Source organism: Pseudomonas sp. GW821-FHT02A08 (assembly GCF_059422045.1).
Map to the genome: position 1 here is coordinate 129,736 of NZ_JBWKWD010000001.1, position 16,764 is coordinate 146,499.

Annotated in this window: 11 protein-coding genes and 6 pseudogenes; 10 read left to right on the forward strand and 7 right to left on the reverse strand. The window is 60.4% G+C overall.

The genetic code is table 11. The features are described 5' to 3' along the window. Positions 1 to 78 (reverse strand): annotated as a pseudogene (locus AC07W4_RS00570) (GNAT family N-acetyltransferase); the annotation flags it as partial. On the opposite strand from AC07W4_RS00570, the pseudogene AC07W4_RS00575 reads away from it, so the two are divergent. After that, positions 75 to 218, forward strand: a pseudogene (locus AC07W4_RS00575) (LysR family transcriptional regulator); the annotation flags it as partial. The pseudogenes AC07W4_RS00570 and AC07W4_RS00575 sit on opposite strands and share 4 nt — an antisense overlap. Positions 219 to 351: 133 nt before the next feature. Here the strand turns inward: AC07W4_RS00575 and AC07W4_RS00580 are convergent. The 4 genes from AC07W4_RS00580 to nosR are packed head-to-tail and all read right to left on the reverse strand — an operon-like array spanning position 352 to position 3,364. Continuing rightward, positions 352 to 849: a GNAT family N-acetyltransferase gene (locus AC07W4_RS00580; RefSeq protein ID WP_495031131.1), complete on the reverse strand. Its 498-nt coding sequence runs from the start codon at positions 847 to 849 to the stop codon at positions 352 to 354. A gap of 2 nt (positions 850 to 851) precedes the next feature. Beyond that, positions 852 to 1,490: a LysE family translocator gene (locus tag AC07W4_RS00585; RefSeq protein WP_495031132.1), complete on the reverse strand. Its 639-nt coding sequence runs from the start codon at positions 1,488 to 1,490 to the stop codon at positions 852 to 854. A gap of 23 nt (positions 1,491 to 1,513) precedes the next feature. Continuing rightward, positions 1,514 to 1,948 (reverse strand): NUDIX hydrolase, encoded by a 435-nt coding sequence (locus AC07W4_RS00590; protein ID WP_008046859.1) that lies wholly within the window; start codon positions 1,946 to 1,948, stop codon positions 1,514 to 1,516. A gap of 57 nt (positions 1,949 to 2,005) precedes the next feature. Next, a complete protein-coding gene (gene nosR, locus AC07W4_RS00595) occupies positions 2,006 to 3,364 on the reverse strand; it encodes a response regulator c-di-GMP phosphodiesterase, NosR family (protein WP_495031133.1) in 1,359 nt (452 codons plus the stop codon). A 252-nt stretch (positions 3,365 to 3,616) separates the two neighbouring features. Here nosR and AC07W4_RS00600 point away from each other — a divergent pair, with 252 nt between their 5' ends. The 7 genes and pseudogenes from AC07W4_RS00600 to AC07W4_RS00630 all read left to right on the forward strand — a co-directional run. After that, a complete protein-coding gene (locus AC07W4_RS00600) occupies positions 3,617 to 5,881 on the forward strand; it encodes a GGDEF/EAL domain-containing response regulator (RefSeq protein WP_495031134.1) in 2,265 nt (754 codons plus the stop codon). After that, on the forward strand, positions 5,878 to 7,752 hold the full coding sequence (locus AC07W4_RS00605; protein WP_495031135.1) for a putative bifunctional diguanylate cyclase/phosphodiesterase: 1,875 nt from the start codon (positions 5,878 to 5,880) through the stop codon (positions 7,750 to 7,752). The genes AC07W4_RS00600 and AC07W4_RS00605 overlap by 4 nt, the downstream gene beginning before the upstream one ends. A 47-nt stretch (positions 7,753 to 7,799) precedes the next feature. After that, on the forward strand, positions 7,800 to 8,753 hold the full coding sequence (locus tag AC07W4_RS00610; RefSeq protein WP_495031136.1) for a cytochrome-c peroxidase: 954 nt from the start codon (positions 7,800 to 7,802) through the stop codon (positions 8,751 to 8,753). Next, positions 8,750 to 10,564 (forward strand): DAHL domain-containing sensor histidine kinase, encoded by a 1,815-nt coding sequence (locus tag AC07W4_RS00615; protein WP_495031137.1) that lies wholly within the window; start codon positions 8,750 to 8,752, stop codon positions 10,562 to 10,564. The genes AC07W4_RS00610 and AC07W4_RS00615 overlap by 4 nt, the downstream gene beginning before the upstream one ends. A gap of 155 nt (positions 10,565 to 10,719) precedes the next feature. Then, a pseudogene (locus AC07W4_RS00620) lies at positions 10,720 to 10,950 on the forward strand (response regulator); the annotation flags it as partial. A 204-nt stretch (positions 10,951 to 11,154) separates the two neighbouring features. Beyond that, positions 11,155 to 11,241: pseudogene (locus tag AC07W4_RS00625) on the forward strand (hypothetical protein); the annotation flags it as partial. Positions 11,242 to 11,637: 396 nt separating this feature from the next. Continuing rightward, positions 11,638 to 11,955: pseudogene (locus AC07W4_RS00630) on the forward strand (sensor histidine kinase); the annotation flags it as partial. A gap of 19 nt (positions 11,956 to 11,974) precedes the next feature. On the opposite strand, the gene AC07W4_RS00635 reads toward AC07W4_RS00630, so the two are convergent. After that, positions 11,975 to 13,300, reverse strand: a complete 1,326-nt coding sequence (locus AC07W4_RS00635; protein ID WP_495031138.1) for an APC family permease — start codon at positions 13,298 to 13,300, stop codon at positions 11,975 to 11,977. Between the two features lie 224 nt (positions 13,301 to 13,524). Next, positions 13,525 to 14,346, reverse strand: coding sequence for a carbon-nitrogen hydrolase family protein (locus AC07W4_RS00640; protein WP_495031139.1), 822 nt, complete (start codon positions 14,344 to 14,346; stop codon positions 13,525 to 13,527). A gap of 124 nt (positions 14,347 to 14,470) precedes the next feature. Here AC07W4_RS00640 and AC07W4_RS00645 point away from each other — a divergent pair, with 124 nt between their 5' ends. Next, a complete protein-coding gene (locus AC07W4_RS00645) occupies positions 14,471 to 15,271 on the forward strand; it encodes a helix-turn-helix transcriptional regulator (protein ID WP_495031140.1) in 801 nt (266 codons plus the stop codon). A gap of 165 nt (positions 15,272 to 15,436) precedes the next feature. Beyond that, positions 15,437 to 16,687: pseudogene (locus AC07W4_RS00650) on the forward strand (FMN-binding glutamate synthase family protein); the annotation flags it as partial. Positions 16,688 to 16,764: the final 77 nt, after the last annotated feature.

The window sequence follows — 16,764 nt, forward strand, 5'->3', positions numbered from 1 at the left end:
ATCTTCCCCCACCCGCACGGCCATCGGTTCCAGCCCGAACTGGACGAAACCGCAGCGCTGGTAGAGGTTGAACGCGGCTGGGTGAGAAAGGTTTGTTCGCCACGCTGTATGCGGCGATCCGCGCCGACATGCTCGATGCGCCGTACATGCGCGACTTCTTGCTGACGGCCAAGGACACGTCGTTTTCGACGCTGGATGGGGTTAGCGCGGTTCGATAAAGGTTGCTTGATCAACACCGATCAAATGTGGGAGCGGGCTTGCTCGCGAAAGCGGTGTGTCAGGCAACATCAATCTTGAATGTTATGCCGCTTTCGCGAGCAAGCCCGCTCCCACAGGGGATCTGCGGTGACTTCAGAGCTCGCGCCACATGTGGATCTTGTCGAAGTAATCTTCCCCCACCCGCACGGCCATCGGTTCCAGCCCGAACTGGACGAAACCGCAGCGCTGGTAGAGGTTGAACGCGGCATCGTTGCCGGCGGTGACGGTCAACTGGATCAGGCGCAAACCCCCATGGCTCTGCGCCTCGGCCAGTGCAGCCCGGACCAGTTGATAACCGAGCCCGCGCTGGCGGACCGTCGGTGATACATACATGCCAAACAGCGTCACCTTGTGCCGGGCCTTTTCCCGAGGCTCGAACGCGAGGCCGACGATGCCGGCCAAGCGCCCTTCTTCGAACGCTCCGAGCACCACGTCCAGCTTGCCGGTCAGGCGCGACTCCCACCAGCCCAGCGGCATCGCCGCCCGCTCGCGCACGCTCGAGGTGAAGGCCTGCGGATGCAGATCGTAGGCTTCGAGCATCAGCGCCCGGTAGTCCAGGGCATGGCTGGCATCCAGTCGTTCGATCCACATGCTCAAACCATCCGTTTTTGCTCAAGCATCAGCCGCAGCGCCAGCGCCGACAATACGAAGCCCATGAAATAGCGCTGCATCGCCAGCCAGGTCGGGTTGTTGACGAACCACGAGGCGATGCCCGCGGCAAACATGGCGATCAACAGGTTGACGCAGAAACTCACGCTGATCTGGGTCAGGCCGAGGATGATGCTCTGGCTGAACACCGAACCGTGCTCCGGTGTGATGAACTGCGGAAACACCGACAGATAGAACACCGCGATTTTCGGGTTCAGGGCGCTGGTCAAAAAGCCCATGGTGATCAGCTTGCGCGACGAATCCGGGGGCAACTGCTGCGCCTCGAACGGCGAGCGCGCACCGGGCTTGACCGCCTGCCAGGCCAGCCACAACAGGTACAACGCACCGGCCCACTTCAACACCTCATAGGCCATCGGCACCGCCAGGAACACCGCGGTCAAACCGGCGGCGGCGGCAAACAGGTGCACGAAGAATCCAGCAACCACCCCAAGCAACGAAATCACCCCGGCCTTGCGACCCTGGCAGATCGAACGGGAGATAAGGTAGATCATGTTCGGCCCCGGCGTCAGTACCATCAGCAACGCGGCAGCAGCAAAAACAAGCAGGTCTTGAAGCGGGATCATGGGCGAAGTCCTTTGCGTGATGATCAGGCGATCGCGGTCAGCGATGCTCGATAAAACGGCAGGATCAGGTCCCGTGTCAATGGCGCCAGGCTGACACCGCCGTCGGTGGCCGGGTCGATCCAGATCACTTCTTCGATCTCTGCCGCGGGCGTCACGTCGACATCGATGTGCAGCTGAAAAATCTCGGCGTGTACGACAAAGCCCGGCTCGTTGGCGGCCGGAGCCGAGAAGTGACCGAGGTAGACGGCCTGCGCCGGATCGATCTCCAGCCCCAGCTCTTCTTCCAACTCCCGGGCCAGCGCATGAACCGGCAACTCATGGGCCTCGATCTTGCCGCCCGGCTGCATGAACGCCGTGGTGCCGCGCTTGCGCACCAGCAACGTGCGGCCGTCAGGGCCGATCAACAGGGCGGCGGCGATATGGATAATGCGCGGTGAAACAGCGGATGCAGATGTCATGTGTCGGCCATGGACCCTGATGGAAATCACAAGGATCCCATGTCCGACCGTCCGTCGTCATGCCTTGGCTTGAAGCACCTGCGGCGTATCCTGCGGGACCTTCACGAAAATCCTGTACTTGCCGCTTTCCATCGCTTCGAAGGCGATCAGTTTTTCCACCAGCGGGTCGCTCAACACCTTGCCGGCATTGAGCAGGAGCATGCCGTTATCGGCGTTGAGATTGCGCGCCAGCACCATCCCGGCCGTCAGTTCCCGGGTGGTCAGGACCTTGACCTGCGGGTCGGCCAAGGTGATATCGCTCAGGAATGTGATGCATACCTTTATGAAATCTTCGAGCAGGTCAGGATCGTAAAGCCGTCCGGCGTACTGGCGCAGGTAGAGCAGCGCTTCGTCGCTGTTCATCTGTCGTTCGAGAATCAATCCTCGCTGCAACTCGACGAAATCGACCGCCAGCTTCAGCAATCGCGAGCCGAACGGAATGGCGTTGCCCTTGAGCCGGTCGGGGAAGCCGCTGCCGTCCCAGCGTTCCTGATGGTGCAGGATCAACCGCGCCGCATCCTTCATCGGGTCCAGGGACATCAGCAGCGATTCGCTCTGCTTCGGATAACCACGATAGCGGTCGCAGTCAGTGTGCCTGAGCAGATCCGAAGGGGTGACCATCATGCTGTCGGACCAGCTCAGCTTGCCGATGTTGTACAGAGCGGCCGCCATGGTCAGGTCGCGGTTGGCGGCTTCGTCCAGCCCGTGTTCCATGCAGTAGCCGCGCACCAGTTCGATGACCTGCCGATTGGTCTGCTTGGCCGGTGGCAGGCGCAGGTTGGCCAGCAGCGAGAACACTTCAGTGCCGGTGACATAGCTGTGCTTGAGCTCCTCGTAAGCCAGGTCGAGCATGTCGGCGGTCTGCTGCAATTCGGCGGTGCGGGCGGCGACGTGTTTTTCCAGCGTGCTGTTGAGCAACTTGAGTTGGTCGTTCTGCACACGGGTCAATTGTTCCAGGCGCTGGCGCTCACGCTCCGAATGCTGGTGGTCCAGGGCCTGGCGCAGGGTCAGGAGCAGTTCGTCGTCATTCCAGGGTTTGCTGATGTAGCGGTGAATCTGCCCCTCGTTGATGGCCTTGATGATCGCCGACGGGTCGACGTGCCCGGTCAGCATGATCCGCGTGGTCTGCGGATAGAGCTGATGGACATGCGCCAGCAATGTGGCACCGTCCATATTGGGCATGCGTGCATCGCTCATCACCAGATCTACCGGCTGCTGCGCCATGATTTCCAGCGCCTGCGCGCCACTGCCGGCCAGCAGCACATCGTAGGGTTGGCCGCGCAACAGGCGGCGCAAACTGCTGAGGATCGATTCCTCGTCATCGACCAGCAACACCTTGGGTCGACGGGGCAAAGTCGGGGCAGACTGCTCTTCCATGGCATGGCCTCAGGTGAACCGTGAATGTGTCAGTTGGCACGGGCCTACGTCCTTTCTTGCCCTTGCTTGAGTGACAGGCTAGATGATTTTTCCGCCATGGACGCAAATCACCGCTTGAACCCGACAGGCAAAATGACGGACTGGCAACTATGCTCAGCACACTGGACGATACAACCGGCCTGTGCGCAGACGTGTGGAGGGGAAAAGGATGCTCCCGATGTTGAACGCGTGTACCCCGGCGGGTGCCGATCAATGAATATCCGGCCGCCGCAAATCAATCGCCGCATACTCATTGTCGACGACACCGCGTCGATTCATGCCGATTTCGCCAAAATTCTAAGCCCCGGCATTGCCGAGGACGACAGCCTGGGACAAACCGAAAACCTCCTGTTCGGCACCCAGTCCCCCACGCAGACCCAACACTTTGAACTGGACTCGGCGTTCCAGGGCCGCGAAGCCCTGGACAAACTCGAAGCCGCCCTGGCGAACGATCGCCCCTACGCCATGGCTTTCATCGACATGCGCATGCCGCCTGGCTGGGATGGCCTGGAGACCATCGAACGGTTATGGCAGGTCGATCCCAAACTGCAGGTGGCGCTGTGCACCGCCTACTCCGACTACTCCTGGGAGGACATCGACCAACGGCTGGCGCTCAACGACCGCCTGCTGATTCTGAAGAAACCCTTCGACGCCATCGAGATACGCCAGATGGCCAGCGCACTCACGGTCAAATGGCAGATGACCGAAGATGCCGCGCTCAAGATGAACCTGCTGGAACAAGCGGTCCAGGAACGTACCCGGGAACTGTCCGACGCCAATATCATCGTGCAGAACAGCCCGACCATCCTTTACCGGTTGCGTGGCGAGCCGTCGTTTCCGCTGATGTACATTTCCCATAACATCACCCGCTACGGGCACGTCGCCGCCGATCTGGTGAGCTCGGCCAACTGGGCTCAGCAGTTGATCCACCCGGAAGACCAGGCCAGTGTCGATGCGGCCATGGCCCGGGTGCTGGACCGCCATGCGCTGGGCGCCTCGATTGAATTTCGCCTGCGCACCGGCCAGGGCGCATGGCGCTGGGTGGAGAACCGCTACATTCCCGTACGCGACCATGACGGTCGCCTGCTGGAAGTCGAGGGGATCATTCTCGACATTACCGAACGCCGGGTGGCCGAAGAAAAAATGGCCCTGCTCGCCCGCACGGACGGGCTCACCGGCCTGGCCAACCGCGCCACCCTGATCGAACGCCTGCATCAGGCCTTTGCTGCCGCACGTCGCGGCGCAGAGGCATTCGCGGTATTTTATCTGGACCTGGATCACTTCAAGCGGATCAACGACACCCTCGGCCACCCGGTGGGTGATCTGCTGTTACAGGAAGTGGCCCGGCGCATCAAATCCGGCGTGCGGGAAAACGATGTGGTGGCACGCCTGGGCGGGGACGAGTTCGCGATCCTGCAACTGGATGTCAGCGACCCGACCCAGTCCGCCGCCATGGCAGCCAATATCCGCGATGCGCTGCTGACGCCGTACAACCTCGCCGGCAATGCCCTGCATATTTCAGTCAGCATCGGCATCAGCAGCTATGGCGTCGCCTGCCTCGACGCCGACAGCCTGCTGAGCCAGGCGGACATGGCGCTGTACCGTTCCAAGGAAATGGGCCGCAACCAATATCACTTCCACTCGCAGGAGATCACTCAGGAGGTGGCCGAGCGCATGACCATCGCCAATGACTTGATGACGGCCATCGAGCGCGATGAACTGGCTCTGCATTACGTTCCGGAAGTGGATATGCACAGCGGCAGGATCCTGGGCATGGAAGCGCAAGTGCGCTGGTGCCATCCCCAACGCGGCGAACTGCAGGCGTCGGCTTTCGTGCCCGCAGCGGAAAAGACCGGTGCCATCATCCCTCTCGGACGCTGGGTGCTGAACCAGGCCTGCCGGCAGATGAGCCTGTGGCGCAACGAGGGAATGGCGCCTCCCGTGATGGCGATCAAACTGTCCCTGGCGCAGCTAAAAAGTGGTCCGGAACTCATTTACGACGTGCTGCGCACCACTGCGAGATGGGAACTCGCCCCCTGGGACCTGCGTTTCGACGTGACCGAAGCGACTCTGGCGCAAACCAAGTGGACCCAAAACGATGTACTGCCACGGCTGCGGGAGCTGGGGGTAAAGATCGCCATCGATGATTTCGGTACCGAATATTCATCATTCGATTACCTGAAAACCTACCGGGTCAATCACCTGAAGCTCAACCAATCCTTTATCGACGGCGCGACCCAGGATGCGGCTGGCGCCAACAGCCTGCGGGCAATCGTCAACTTCGCCCGGGACCTGGGTATCGGCATCATTACCGAAGGCGTCCAGCCGTCGGACCGGCCCCAAACGCCAGAGTCAGCCGCCCCGCTATCAAGCGCACAAGGCCTCTACTTCAGCGAGGCCGTGAATCCTGAACAAGCGGCCCGATTGCTCAAGGACGGGAGCATCGCTCCTCCGTCCCCCAGGGAGGATGAGGGATGAAAACACTTTCCCCCCAGACCAACCGACGCATTCTCATCATCGACGATGCACCGGCGATCCATGCCGATTTTCGCAAGATCCTCACCCCGAGCACCAGCGACGAGGTGGATCTGGACAGTCTCGAACACTCACTGTTCGAGACTCGGCAGTCACTGCGTCTCACCTTCCAGATCGACTCCGCCTTTCAGGGCAAGGAAGCCCTGGAGCTGGTCGAACGTGCATTGGCCGATAGCCGCCCCTATGCCCTGGTATTTATCGACATGCGTATGCCGCCCGGCTGGGACGGCCTGGAAACCATTGAACACCTGTGGAATGCCGACCCGAACCTGCAAATTGCCTTGTGCACCGCCTATACCGACTACAGCTGGGAAGCCATGGCCGAACGACTGGAGTTCGGTGACCAGTTGCTGATTCTGAAAAAACCTTTCGATACCCTGGAAATCCGCCAGATGGCCAATGCCCTGACCTGGAAATGGCAGCTGGCACAGGACGCGGCGCTGAAGTTGTTGAGCCTTGAGCAGACCATCGAGGCGCGGGTACACGAACTGCTCAAGGTATCGCACTTGCTGCAGTACGACGCCCTTACAGGGTTGCCCAACAGCACATTGCTGGGTGATCGCCTGAGCCAGTCGCTGGCCACTTGCCGACGCCATGACAAGCATCTGGTGGTGATGTTTCTCGGGCTCGACCGGTTCAAGCGCATCAACAACGCTCTGGGCCACCCGGCCGGGGACGAAATGCTCAAACGGGTCGGGCAACAACTGCTCAAGTACGTGCGAGAGTCCGACTCGGTCTTTCGCTATGGCGCCGACGAATTCGTGGTGATCCTCAGCGACATCAACCACCCCCAGCAGACCCGCGGCATCGCCGAAAAACTGCTGAGTGCCGTGCGCAGCCCACAGTCGATCGCCGGCCAGGAGATCAGCATCACCGCCAGCCTGGGCATCAGCGTTTACCCCGATGACGGGTTCGAGGCCATTGACCTGATCAAAAAAGCCGAATCCGCCATGCGCCACATCAAGGAAAGCGGTCCGAACGACATCGGTTTCTTCATCGAAGCCATGAACCAGCGGGCCCGGGAGCAGCAGAGTATTGAATCGGGTATTCGTCAGGCCTTGCAAAGGCACGAATTCGTCCTGCACTACCAACCGAAAATCGAGCTGCTCAGCGGACGGGTGGTCGGTGCCGAGGCGCTGGTGCGCTGGCAAAAAACCGGAAATGGCTGGGTCTACCCTTGCGAATTCATCCCCGTGGCCGAAGACAGCGGCCTGATCGTGCCACTGAGCAAGTGGGTATTGGCCCAAGCCTGTCGCCAGACACGACTCTGGCAAGCGGCCGGACTGCCGGCGATCCGCATGTCAGTCAACACATCGGCCATCGACTTTCGTCAACGTGATTTCGTCGAAGGCGTCAAACAGATACTCGAACAGACGGGAATGCCCCCCTGCCTGCTGGAACTGGAGATCACCGAAAGTGTACTGATGCAGAACGTCGAGGCGACCATGACCGCGCTGAACCGGCTGAAGACGCTGGGAGTGCGGCTGGCCATCGATGACTTCGGCACCGGTTATTCCAGCTTGAGCTATCTACGCCGGTTCCCCATCGATGTGCTGAAAATCGATCAGTCGTTCATTCGTGGCTTGAGCAATGACACCAACGATGCCGCCCTGGTCAGCGCGATCATCAGTCTGGGCAGGAGCCTCGATCTGAATGTCATCGCCGAAGGCGTCGAGACCGAGGAGCAACTGGCGTTTCTCAAGGCCCATCAATGTGAGGAAGGCCAAGGTTACTACTTTAGCAAAGCCCTGCCGGCAGACGCGTTTGCGCAGCTGCTAGCCGTAGGCTGGGCAGAACGGCGAGACGACTCATGAACAGGCAGAAACGACAGTCCGCAGGTAAATCAGCGAGACGATGGCCCATGTCCCTTGTCCCCCACTCCCTTGCGATCCTGCTTTACGGGCTCAGTGCAATCGCCGGTGCCGCGCCGCTGGACGAACCGCTTAAACCTTTGCCCGAGATACCGAAACAGAACCCCGCTCAGGTCGAACTCGGTCGCAGGCTCTTCAGTGATCCGCGCCTGTCGGTCAACAACACCCTGTCCTGCGCCAGTTGTCATCAACTGGACAAGAGCGGAGCTGACACCCGCGCACTTTCCCTCGGCTTCGATGGACAACCGGTATCGATCAACACGCCGACGGTGTTCAACGCCAGCCTCAACTTTCGTCAATTCTGGGACGGCCGCGTCGAAACGCTCGAGGCGCAAAGCAACGTCGTCATTACCAGTCCCCACGAAATGGGCAGCGACTGGAACACCATCATCCAGCGGATCAACGAGGATGCAGACTACCGCGCAGGCTTCAGCGCGGCGTACCCGAATGCAGTGACCAAGGCCAATATACAGAGCGCCCTGGCCGCCTACGAGCGCACCCTGCTGACGCCCGGATCCCGTTTCGATCAATACCTGCTGGGGGATACGGACATCCTGACCCTGGAGGAAAAATACGGCTATCAGCGCTTCAAGGACTACGGCTGCATCGCCTGTCATCAGGGCGTGAACATCGGTGGCAACATGTTCCAGAAGTTCGGGGTGTTCGGTGATTACATCGCCGATCGCGGCAACCCGACCGCCACCGACCAGGGACGGTTCAACGTTACCGGTGACGAAGCGGACCGCTCGGTGTTCAAGGTCCCGAGCCTGCGCAACGTCGCGCTGACCGCCCCCTACTTTCACGACGGCTCGGCGCCCACCCTCGAAAGAGCCGTGGATGTCATGTTCCAGTATCAGTTGGGGCGCATGCCGAGCGCTGAAGACAAAGCGCTGATTGTGAAGTTTCTCAAGACCCTGACCGGCGAATGGAAGGGTAAGCCATGATAAAGCTGTCACGCCGCTTCAGCCTGCTGTTACTCGGACTCGTCGCCGTGCTCCTGGTCTCGATCCTGATATTTCTATACTTCAAATCCAACTCGGAACAGACCGTGACCTACTCGGAATCCCGGGATCTGATCCGCCTGATCAAACAGCAAGACGCGCAGTGGGAAAACGAGATCCTCAAATCCCGGGTGGCGATTTCGCATAACTACGACCCTCTGGTTTCGCCCATGAACGAGATGAATCGGTTATGGGAGCGCTTCGACACCATGGAGTCAGGTCATGGGCGCAACGACTCACGGCAATGGAACGATGCCCACGAGGCTTTTCTGCAGGCGATGCAGGAAAAGACCCGCCTGGTGGAGCAGTTCAAGTCGCACAACGCCTTGCTGCGCAACTCGCTGGCCTTCCTGCCCACCGCCGAGGACGACATCCAGGCGCAACTGGCCGACCTGCCTGACCTCGACAAGCTGCAAGTGCAAAACATCGCCAGCGATACCTATGACCTGTTGCTCAGTGCCCTGGAGTTCGCCCAGGTCACCTCCACCGACAAAGCCGCCGACATTCAGGTGGGGCTGAGCAAACTGGCGGTGAACGCACAACGCTTGCCTGGGGAATTTCATACCCCGATCCGGATCCTCAGCAATCACGTCGCCCTGATCCTGCGCGAGCAGCCGCTTGTCAATGCTTTGCTCGAAGACATCGAGGCGGTTCCCGTGGCGGATCGTCTGGACGACATCACCAACATGCTCAACCAGGATCAGCAACGGGCCGAGAAAGTCGACAAAAAGTACCATTTCTACCTGTTGGTGTTTTCCGGCCTGCTGGTGTTGCTGCTGATGTGGCTGGCATTTCGCCTGATCCGCAGCTTCGCCGAGATCAACCGGGTCAACAGCGCTCTGCAAACCGCCAACGACGTGCTCGAACAGCGGGTCGAGGAACGTACCCGCGAGCTCAGGAATGCCCAGAGCGAACTGCTCGCCACCGCACGCCAGGCCGGCATGGCCGAAATCGCCACCAACGTGCTGCACAACGTCGGCAACGTGCTCAATAGCGTGAACATCTCTGCCGACCTGATTGCGCGAAAGCTTCGCAGCAGCAAGACCCTCGGACTGGGCAAGGCAATGCAACTGATCAACGGCCATCCGGACGACCTTGGCCATTTCCTGACCGAGGACGACAAGGGCAAACTACTGCCCGGTTATCTCAATCAACTGGTCGGCGCCATCGCCCAGGAACAGCAGGAGATGGCCGACGAACTGGGGCAGATGAGCAAGAGCGTCGACCACATCAAGGACATCGTTGCCACCCAGCAATCCTATGCCGGGGCCAACAGCATCACCGAACCGCTGTACATCGGCGAACTGCTCGAAGACGCCCTGCGCATGAATGCCGGCGCGCTGACCCGGCATCACGTCACGGTGATAAAGGAATACAGCGAGGTGCCTCAGGTGATGGGGGACAAGCACCGCTTGCTGCTGATCCTGATCAACCTGATCAGCAATGCCAAGTACGCAATGTCCGACCTCAACAACCGCTCAAGGGAAATGACCCTCGGTGTGCGAATCGTCGACAACACTTTCCTGGAAATCAGCGTCAGGGACGATGGCGAAGGTATCGCCCCGGAAAACATGACGCGGATCTTTGCCCACGGTTTCACCACCCGCAAGGAAGGACATGGTTTCGGCCTGCACAGCTGCGCGCTGGCGGCCATCGAGATGAATGGCCACCTCACCGCCCACAGTGACGGCCCGGGCCTGGGCGCGTTGTTTACCTTGCAGATACCGCTGATCACCGTAACGGAGAACGCATGAGTGAGCTCTCGAACCGTCGCATTCTGTTGATCGACGACATGCCGTCGATCCACGACGACTTTCGCAAGATTCTCGCCCCGCCCCAGGCTCACTCGGCAGAACTCGACGAGATGGAGGCCGCACTGTTTGGCGAACAGGCCCAACCCGAGCGCCCGATGTTCGAACTGGATTCGGCCTATGGTGGCGAAGAAGGCCTGGGCAAACTCAACCGCGCGCTGCAGGAACAACGCCCCTACGCGCTGGCGTTTGTCGATATGCGAATGCCCGACGGCTGGGACGGGGCAAAAACCATCGAACACCTGTGGCAGCAGGATCCGCAACTACAGGTAGTGGTCTGCACCGCCTATTCCGATTATTCCTGGGACGATCTGCTCAATCGTCTGAATGCCCATGACCGGCTGCTGATCCTGAAGAAACCGTTCGACAACATCGAAGTCCAGCAGATGGCCAACACCTTGCTGACCAAATGGGAAATGACCGAACGGGCCTCGCTGCAGATGCATCACCTGGAACACCTGGTGGATCAGCGCACCGCCCAGCTCAAGCAGGCCAGCGAGGCTTTGCAGCGGGAAATCGACGAGCGCAAGCAACTGGAAAGCCAGTTGGTGCAATCGGAAAAGCTCGCTTCGCTGGGCCAACTGGCGGCCGGAGTCGCGCATGAGATCAACAATCCAATCGGGTTCATCTCCTCCAACCTTGGCACCCTGGACGGTTACTTTCAGCAATTGCTGACCATGCTCGACGCCTATCACAGTGCTGAACAGGTCCTGGCGGGCAGCCAGACAGCGCTGCAACTGGAACACATGCGCGAGCAGATCGAACTTGAATATCTGCGCGAGGACGTGCCGCTGTTGATCAAGGAGTCGAAGGAGGGAATCAGCCGGGTCGGGCAGATCGTCAGGGACCTGAAAGACTTCTCCCGGATCGACAACAATCAGGAATGGCAATGGGCCAATCTACAACAGGGCATCGAGTCGACACTGAACATCGTCGCCAGCGAACTCAAGTACAAGGCCGATGTGGTCAAGGACTACCAGGCGCTACCGGAAATCGAGTGCCTGCCGTCGCAAATCAACCAGGTCATCATGAACCTCGTGGTCAACGCCGCGCAGGCCATGGGCCCCGAACGCGGCACCATCACCCTTCGCACCGGGACAGAGGGCGAGACGGCGTGGATCGAAATCGCCGATACAGGATCAGGCATCGCGCCCGACACCCTGCAAAAAATCTTCGATCCGTTTTTCACCACTAAACCGGTGGGCCAAGGGACAGGGCTGGGCCTGTCCCTGTCCTATGGCATTGTGAAAAAACACGGTGGCGATATTTCGGTGAGCAGCGAGCCGGGGAGCGGGACGACGTTTCGCGTACAACTCCCGCTACGCCAGACCTGACCGGCAGCCTGATGGCGTCTCAGAGCGCTTCCTGGAAGTCCATCTCCGGCGGCTGCCGACGGAAGCCGCCGGTCAACACCGCCAGGTACACTACGCCGATCGCCAGCCAGCTCAACCCCAGATACACCGCCAGGTGATCGAGGCTGACCATCAGCCACAAATCCGCCGCCAGGCCGATGAACGGGAACAGCAGGAACAGCAAGAATTCGCGCGGGCCTTTTTTCTCGCCTCCGATCCAGTAGTGGAAGATCACCGACAGGTTGACCAGGCTGAAGGCCAGGAATGCGCCGAAGTTGATGAACGAGGTCGAGGTGGTGACGTCCAGTTTCAGTGCCAGCAACGCCACCACGGCGCACAGCAGGATGCTGTTGATCGGCGTGCCGAAGCGTTCGTGCAAGGTGCCGAAAAAACCTTTCGGCAACACGCCGTCGCGGCCCATGGCGTATAGCAGCCGAGATCCGCTGGCCTGGGCCGACAGCCCCGAGGCGAACTGGCCGACGATCAGGCCGATCAGGAAGATCGACACGAACAGGTCGCCACCGATGTTGCGGGCAATTTCATAGGCCGCCGAGTCGACGCTGTCGAACTGGAACGACGGATGAGCGATCTGCACGAAGTACGACACACCGACAAAAATCAGCCCGCCGATCAGGGTGATCAGCATGATCGCCCGGGGAATGGTGCGGCGCGGATCGCGGGTTTCTTCGGTCAGGGTGCTGACCGCGTCGAAGCCCAGGAACGAGTAGCAGGCGATGGCCGCGCCGCTCATGATCAGCGGCATTTGCATGTCGCCATTGAAGAACGGCTTGATCGACCACAACGGCGTGCCCGCATCACCGCCGACGTAATGCACGCACAGCGCGACAAAGGCGATCAGCACCAGGAACTGCACCAGCATCAGCAAGGCGTTGATGCCATTGGCCAGTTTCAGGCCGACGATGTTGATCGCGCTGGTGATGCCGATGAACGCCAGTACCCAAACCCACTGCGGCACCGCCGGGAAAGCGGAGTTGAGGTAGGCCGCGCCGATCAGCCAGATCGCCATGGGCAGGAACAGGTAATCGAGCAGCACCGCCCAACCGGCGATGAACCCGAGTTTCGGGCTGATGGCCTTGCGCACATAGCTGTAGGCCGAGCCGGCCACCGGAAACGCCGAGGCCATGCGCCCGTAGCTCATGGCGGTGAAGAACATCGCCACCAGCGCCGCGAGGTACGCGGCCGGCACCATGCCGGCGGTGGATTGAGCGAGGATGCCAAAGGTGCCGAGCACAATGATCGGCGTCATGTAGGCGATGCCAAACAGCACCACCGACCCCAGTGACAGGGTGCGTTGCAAACGAGCCATGAGCGACTACTCCGGATTTTATTGGATTTATGGCAGAGCCGAGTTCGGCGCAAATTACGGGTGTTGCGTTGTTGTTATTCGGTCAAGGGTCGAGCATGTGTGTTGTTTGTGCTGGCCTCTTCGCGAGCAAGCCCGCTCCCACATTTGATCTCGGGCATTCACAAAACCAATGTGGGAGCGGGCTTGCCCGCGAAGGCGTCAGTCCAGCCAACACAGAACCCGGATCAGCGCGCAGGAATCAGCAGCTCGCGCAACCCGCAGGCCCGCTCAACCACTTCCCCCGGCAACCTCAGCCGCTGATCATCCAGATAGCGGTAATCCTGGCGCGCCGCCGTCAGCTGGTTCAGGTCCAGTTCGACCGCAAACTGCCCTTCCTCGCGTCCGGCTTCGAACAACAGGGTGCCCAGCGGATCGACCAATGCGCTGCCGCCGGCAAACAGCAAGCCACCGTCACCCTCTTCCACCCGGTTGACCATCAGCGCAAACGCCTGGTTTTCCTGGGCGCGGGCCATGATCGCGGTGCGGTGGGTCGGGCCGTACGGGTCCATGTTGCCGTTGGTGACAATCAACAGTTCGGCTCCCAGTTGCGCCAGGGCGCGTGCGCTTTCGGGGAATTCGATGTCGTAGCAAATCAGCAGGCCCACGCGTACGCCGTTCCACAGGCAGGTGACGTAGCGATCGCCTGCCTCGTAGACACCACGATCCGAGGCCCACAGGTGAGTCTTGCGGTACTTCAGCGCGATGCCTTCAGGGGTGATCAGCAGCGTGGTGTTGTAGAAGCGGCCGTTGTCGTTCTCGGCCATGCCGATGGCCACGGAGATATTGCGCTGGCGGGCAGCGGCGACCACCGCGCTGACGGACGGGCCATCCAGTGCCTCGGCCACCTCGGCCACGGACTCGGCCGAAGGGAAGCCCATCAAGTGGCCTTCGGGGAACAGGATCAGCTGCGTCTCGGCAGCGCACGCAGCCATCGCCGCCAGGGTGCGTTCGAGGTTGTAGGCCGTGTCGTTGTCACGGCCTGCCAATTGGGCGAGTTCGACCTTCATGGGTATTCCTTGTCATGGGCCGGGCGGCAGAAAGATTGCCCGGTCGGTGTCTGTGCGCCAGTATGCGCAGCAAGCAACCGGGCGGGGAATTACGCCGCTGGGGTAACACGATAGGGGTAGATGCATGACACTCTCGTTGGACGACATCGCCTGGCACCGCTCGGTGGGGCAACTGATCGACGCCCTGGACAAGCCCAATTTCTGGACCCAGCTTGTACGCCTGCTGGACCAGTACGTACCCTTCGACAGCTGGGTGGCGCTGCTTTTCAGTGCCGATCAGCACCCGCAGGTATTCGCCGAATGCCCAGGCGTTGACGGCAGCCCCGACCAGTTGTTCCAGGATTACCTGCGCGGCCTGTACCTGCTCGATCCCTTCTACATCGCCTGCCGCGAGCAGTCGCGCACCGGGCTGTATCGCTTGTCGGAAGTGGCCCCGGAGCACTTCGAGCTGACCGAGTATTACCAGCGCTACTTTCGTCTGAATGTGGTGGCCGACGAAATCCAGTTCAATTGTCAGCTCGAAGGCGACCGCACACTGTGCCTGTCCCTGGGCAGCAAGCAGCGCTTCGGCGGCCAGCAGATCGCCTTGCTGTCGTTGATCCAGCCATGGGTACTCGGATTGTTACGCCAGCGTCTACCCTATGAAATCAACGAAGTCGTGGCCCTGGCCCCCACCCCGCCGCAAGCCGACTGGCGGGTACAGCTGGAAGCCTCGGTGCAGCAACTCAAAGGCGCGCAGTTGACAGCCCGGGAGCTGGATGTCGGGCGTTTGATGCTCAGCGGTTACTCCAGTAAAGAAATCGCCCGTAAGCTGGAAATCTCGGTCGAAACCGTGAAAGTCCACAAGAAACACATGTACAGCAAGCTGGGGATCAAATCCCAGTCCGAGCTGTTTTCGATTTTTCTCCAGGCACAAAATGCCTGAACGTCCTGTGGAGCGCTTTGCTTGTATGTGGGAGCGGGCTTGCTCGCGAAAGCGGTGTGTCAGTCAACAAAAATGCTGGAAATGACTGCGTCTTCGCGAGCAAGCCCGCTCCCACAGTGTTTTGTGTTTAGCCAAATTTATTGAGTCCGAACCCAAGGAAACCGTATGAGCCTGTCACTCCTGAGCCGCTACGCCTTCTTTGCCGCCTGCGTGATATTCACCCTCGCCAGCCTGCCTTTTCTTGACTATGACTGGCTCTGGCCTATTACCGCCGTCACCGCTGTCCTCAGCCTGATCGGCCTGTTCGATCTGCTGCAAAGCCCACACGCGGTGCGGCGTAATTACCCGATCCTCGGCAATATCCGCTACCTGGTCGAGGGCATCCGCCCGGAAATCCGCCAGTACCTGCTCGAATCCGACAGCGACGCCCTGCCCTTCTCCCGGGCCCAGCGCTCGCTGGTCTATTCCCGGGCCAAGAATGAAACCGCCGACAAACCCTTCGGCACACTGATTGACGTGTACCAGTCGGGTTTCGAATTCATCGGCCACTCCATGCGCCCGGCGCCGTTGAGCGACCCGAGCAGTTTCCGCGTCACGGTCGGCGGCCCGCAGTGCACCCAGCCGTATTCGGCGTCGGTGTTCAATATCTCGGCCATGAGTTTCGGTTCCCTCAGCGCCAACGCCATCCGCGCGCTGAACCAGGGCGCCAGGCTCGGCAACTTCGCCCATGACACCGGCGAAGGCAGCATCAGCCCCTATCACCGGGAAAACGGTGGCGACCTGACCTGGGAGCTGGGCAGCGGCTACTTCGGCTGCCGCACCAGCGACGGTCGTTTCGACCCGGAGCGCTTCGCCACGCAAGCCCGCACGCCACAGGTGCGGATGATCGAAATCAAGATGAGCCAGGGCGCCAAGCCCGGCCACGGCGGCATCCTGCCCAAGCACAAGGTCACTAAAGAAATCGCCGAAACCCGCGGCATCCCGATGGGCGAAGACTGCGTGTCACCGTCGCGCCACACCGCGTTTTCCACGCCGATCGAAATGATGCATTTCATCGCTCAACTGCGTGAATTGTCCGGCGGCAAACCGGTGGGTTTCAAGTTCTGCCTCGGCCATCCGTGGGAGTTCATGGGCATCGCCAAGGCCATGCTGGAGACGGGCATCCTCCCGGACTTCATCGTCGTCGACGGCAAGGAAGGCGGCACCGGCGCCGCGCCTGTGGAGTTCACCGACCACATCGGAGTGCCGATGCGCGAAGGCCTGTTGTTCGTGCACAACACCCTGGTGGGCCTGAACCTGCGGGACAAGATCAAACTCGGCGCCAGCGGCAAGATCGTCAGCGCCTTCGACATCGCCAGCGTACTGGCCATCGGTGCCGACTGGGCCAACTCGGCGCGCGGCTTCATGTTCGCCATCGTTTTAACCCCTTTACTACTTGAACTATTTAGCTTTACTCAGAGAAAGCAGACTACTCATCTTGATTGTCTGCAAGC

Excerpts from the sequence above, each read along its gene's own strand:
- AC07W4_RS00580 (WP_495031131.1), bottom strand. The coding sequence starts at position 849 with ATGTGGATCGAACGACTGGATGCCAGCCATGCCCTGGACTACCGGGCG.
- AC07W4_RS00585 (WP_495031132.1), bottom strand. The coding sequence starts at position 1,490 with ATGATCCCGCTTCAAGACCTGCTTGTTTTTGCTGCTGCCGCGTTGCTG.
- AC07W4_RS00590 (WP_008046859.1), bottom strand. The coding sequence starts at position 1,948 with ATGACATCTGCATCCGCTGTTTCACCGCGCATTATCCATATCGCCGCC.
- nosR (WP_495031133.1), bottom strand. The coding sequence starts at position 3,364 with ATGGAAGAGCAGTCTGCCCCGACTTTGCCCCGTCGACCCAAGGTGTTG.
- AC07W4_RS00600 (WP_495031134.1), top strand. The coding sequence starts at position 3,617 with ATGAATATCCGGCCGCCGCAAATCAATCGCCGCATACTCATTGTCGAC.
- AC07W4_RS00605 (WP_495031135.1), top strand. The coding sequence starts at position 5,878 with ATGAAAACACTTTCCCCCCAGACCAACCGACGCATTCTCATCATCGAC.
- AC07W4_RS00610 (WP_495031136.1), top strand. The coding sequence starts at position 7,800 with ATGTCCCTTGTCCCCCACTCCCTTGCGATCCTGCTTTACGGGCTCAGT.
- AC07W4_RS00615 (WP_495031137.1), top strand. The coding sequence starts at position 8,750 with ATGATAAAGCTGTCACGCCGCTTCAGCCTGCTGTTACTCGGACTCGTC.
- AC07W4_RS00635 (WP_495031138.1), bottom strand. The coding sequence starts at position 13,300 with ATGGCTCGTTTGCAACGCACCCTGTCACTGGGGTCGGTGGTGCTGTTT.
- AC07W4_RS00640 (WP_495031139.1), bottom strand. The coding sequence starts at position 14,346 with ATGAAGGTCGAACTCGCCCAATTGGCAGGCCGTGACAACGACACGGCC.
- AC07W4_RS00645 (WP_495031140.1), top strand. The coding sequence starts at position 14,471 with ATGACACTCTCGTTGGACGACATCGCCTGGCACCGCTCGGTGGGGCAA.